Origin of the sequence: Bacillus sp. EB600, from assembly GCF_024494385.1 — a bacterium.
Classification (GTDB): Bacteria; Bacillota; Bacilli; order Bacillales; family Cytobacillaceae; genus JAEVLT01.
The window spans coordinates 1-3,205 of record NZ_JAEVLT010000097.1 but is presented as its reverse complement, the minus strand read 5'-3'; the positions used below and the strand labels follow the sequence as shown (position 1 = coordinate 3,205).

Below are 3,205 nucleotides of genomic sequence, written 5' to 3'. Positions count from 1 at the left end.
TGAGCCGAAAAGGTAAAACCAAATACCAAACAGCAGCATTCTGTGGGAGGAGATGGTTCGGCAGACAACTCAGGTGAAAATCGGAACCAAACACAGAAGAGACTTTATGGAAAAACCTGCTCCTTTGAGCAGGTTATTTTATGTCAAGGGCTAATGCGGGTGCTAGTACTACCCTGACTAAAGTAATGTGGTTATTTGCTTCTATTTATAGATTGTGAAGGATTGCACTTAAAGTAACTGGTGCGTTAGTGAAAGAACAATTAAATGATTTTAGGGTAAGACCATATTTTAGTTATTCCATTAAAGGGCGCAATTATCGAAAGATAATTGCGTCTTATTCATGTTCGATGTTTGTGCCAGATTGTTTAAGAATGGATTGCAAACAATATTTCGTATATGAAAAGTTTAATATTATCACGGTGAACCGTACCATAAGTAAATGAGGTTTTTTTAGAAAAATGAAAAGCCAAAAATGAACAAGTTATGAATAAAACTTGTTCATTTTTGGCTTTTATAAGGAAGATCAGCATCCGGTACATTAATAAAGCCTTTCTAATTAAAAATGAAAGGAAAAATAAATGTAACGAAAGCCGCCCAAAGTCCGTAGACGGGCAAATACTTAGTAACCGCATCTTGGATGGGTGAAGGTCCGGTCTTGTTTTGTAGAAAACGCATATAGGAGACCATAATCCAAATAAGATTTCCCCAGATAAATATGTTTATTCCTAAAACAGCAAGTCTGTTTGGCGTAATCCCATAAGAAGAAAGTCTGAACACTATGGCTGACAAAGCCACACTGTCAATGATAAGAGCAAGAACAATTAGGGCAAAATTTATATAATCAGAAATGTTCTTTTTCTCGTCTGTGCCGCTTTCGGTAATCGAAAATATGGTAACAGCCAAGACACCAAGGAGTATTCCGTTAAAAGCTATCAGGAAATTTCTGTCCAAGAATGGATTTTTTTCGACCAAAATAACCGTTATAAGATAGACCAACAATGTTGCCAGGACAAGAGGACTAAAAATTTTAGCTATATATGGTGTAATATTCTTAGCAAGTTTAAGATTCATTGACACCAGGTAGGTAGCCACAATAGCGAGAGCGGCAGCACCAAATAACACAACATTTCTAAAATAGAAGTCTTCTATATCCAAATCGACAAGGCTAAATAACTGCATAGTTAATGCTGCTAACAGCATTCCGCTAATGGCCATGCTGGCGTAGAGTATACAAAGTTCCAAATTAAATTTAAGATAGGCTAATCTTGTACTGCCTTTTGAATATTCATTTCCAGTAAATGCAAGCCCTATCAACCCCCATAAGAATATGGGAAGGTGTAAGTAAACAAGGATAATACTGTCATTATTATTTAATGGCAGCATATTAAGATACAACCCGGAAATTAGGAACAACAATACAAGTGTGTAAAGAACCTTTTTTTGGGGTTTATTTTTGTATACAAAATAGGCTGCAATAAAGGGAAGAATCCCGAAAGCAAGGTTAATTGGGGCAATTGCTTGCTGTTCGACAAAATGGAAAATGATCCTGGTACTTATACCGGCCAGAATGGCTAAAATGCCCATGAATAAGAAACCTTTCTGAAGGAAGGAAGCATTTTCTGTATGTGCCGTCTCCTTGAAATTCAATCTTTCATACCAAACAGCAAGAACCTGCGAATCAGGATTTTGTTCCCATGCGTGTGAGAATGACTTTTTAAAGGCTTTGGGGTCATTTCTAAACATTCTCTCCAGCTCATGGGGGTTAGAAATATTTTCAATAATCAAATTGTTACTGTCCACGTTTATACCTCCCCTAATAATTGTCATATTATTTTTAAATGTCTTCGTCACTTTTGTATTCTAAAATATCTCCAGGCTGACATTCTAATGATTTACAAATCGCCTCTAGAGTTGATAATCGAATCGCTTTTGCCTTTCCATTTTTCAATATAGAAAGATTCGTCATCGTGATTCCAACCTTCTCCGAAAGTTTCGTTACACTCATTTTCCTTCTAGCCAACATTACATCAATATTGATGATAATCGCCATGTTATGTTATTCACCTCAGATCGTTAAATCATTTTCTGATTTTATATTAATAGCTTCTTGTAAAAGTCTTTGGAGAACAGCAGTAAAAACGGCGATCACCATAGAGGCGAAAATAATGACCAATCCCATTGGTATGAAACTTGGAGGGTCAACTCTCTTCCCCATGAGATAGTAGAGTGGCATACCTAGCAGGTACAAGGTACTGATTGTGATGGCACAGTATTTTATATTCTTTAAAGCCTTTACCGATAATTCCGAGAACGCTTGGTTCTTATCAATATAGCTTAAAAGTTTAAAAACTTGAAACAGAGCAAAGTAAAAAGGTATCGCTGCCGTGTACATATCGATTAAAACGAGAGATTTCATATAAGCAATATCTGGATACAATTCTCCAGCAAAATTCCCGATCTTAGGCACCAAAAATATGCACAATGCAAGAATTGGGATTCCAATAAGAATAACAGCTATCTTCAAAAAGAGCGTTGTTCCTTGTTTCATAAAAAGCACCTCTCTTAAGTATTGTTTATTAGATATTAGCATGTAATTTATCGATAAACAATAAATTTTTATTTATTTTTATAAGATTTTTGTTGTTAATAAGTTAATTTAGGCGAAAATAAAAGCATTCCTGTTTACAAAGAAATGCTCTATATGGTGTATCTCATGAGCCTCAATTGAATTACTGTTAATCCACTAATAAAATATAACTTTATGTAAAAAAATGAGCCGCCTGAGCCAAATATAAATGGAAGCACCTCATTTAGATGCGTTACGGTGACCCATACCACAAGTAAAGTAATTGAATACTTCAATCTTCCATAATCGGGCGCAATTCTGCAGCATGAATTGTGCCTTTTCTTTTTGTTTAGGGAGATTATTGAATAACACTGATCATGTCAAAAGACCATCATGTATGATGGTTATTTTTTTGCCAGGAAATGGATACATATGAAGGTTTTGTAGAATCCACGAAGAATATTACTAAATATGGAAAATTGGAGGGATAAGGATGAAATTTATTGGTTGCAATAATAAAATTAAGGGTCTATTTTATACTTTTCTTTTGTTTTTAATATTAGGATTAAGTGGGTTATATATATCTAATTCACTCAACTTTCGCACACTGAAATAGGCAGGTATGCCTTGATATAGCTG

The 3,205-nt window shown here is 35.0% G+C and carries 3 protein-coding genes; all 3 read right to left on the bottom strand.

Annotation, left to right across the window (positions count from 1 at the left end; translation table 11 throughout):
• Positions 1-552: 552 nt before the first annotated feature.
• Genes JN080_RS28545 through JN080_RS28535 form a run of 3 tightly spaced genes read right to left on the bottom strand, consistent with a single transcriptional unit; the run spans position 553 to position 2,548 of the window.
• Positions 553-1,800 (bottom strand): DUF4153 domain-containing protein, encoded by a 1,248-nt coding sequence (locus JN080_RS28545; RefSeq protein ID WP_256239316.1) that lies wholly within the window; start codon positions 1,798-1,800, stop codon positions 553-555.
• Between the two features lie 34 nt (positions 1,801-1,834).
• Positions 1,835-2,050 (bottom strand): helix-turn-helix domain-containing protein, encoded by a 216-nt coding sequence (locus JN080_RS28540; protein WP_256239315.1) that lies wholly within the window; start codon positions 2,048-2,050, stop codon positions 1,835-1,837.
• A gap of 15 nt (positions 2,051-2,065) precedes the next feature.
• Positions 2,066-2,548, bottom strand: coding sequence for a DUF2975 domain-containing protein (locus JN080_RS28535; RefSeq protein WP_256239314.1), 483 nt, complete (start codon positions 2,546-2,548; stop codon positions 2,066-2,068).
• Positions 2,549-3,205 lie beyond the last annotated feature (657 nt).

Coding starts and splice junctions, on each gene's coding strand:
- JN080_RS28535 (WP_256239314.1), bottom strand. CDS start 2,548: ATGAAACAAGGAACAACGCTCTTTTTGAAGATAGCTGTTATTCTTATT.
- JN080_RS28540 (WP_256239315.1), bottom strand. CDS start 2,050: ATGGCGATTATCATCAATATTGATGTAATGTTGGCTAGAAGGAAAATG.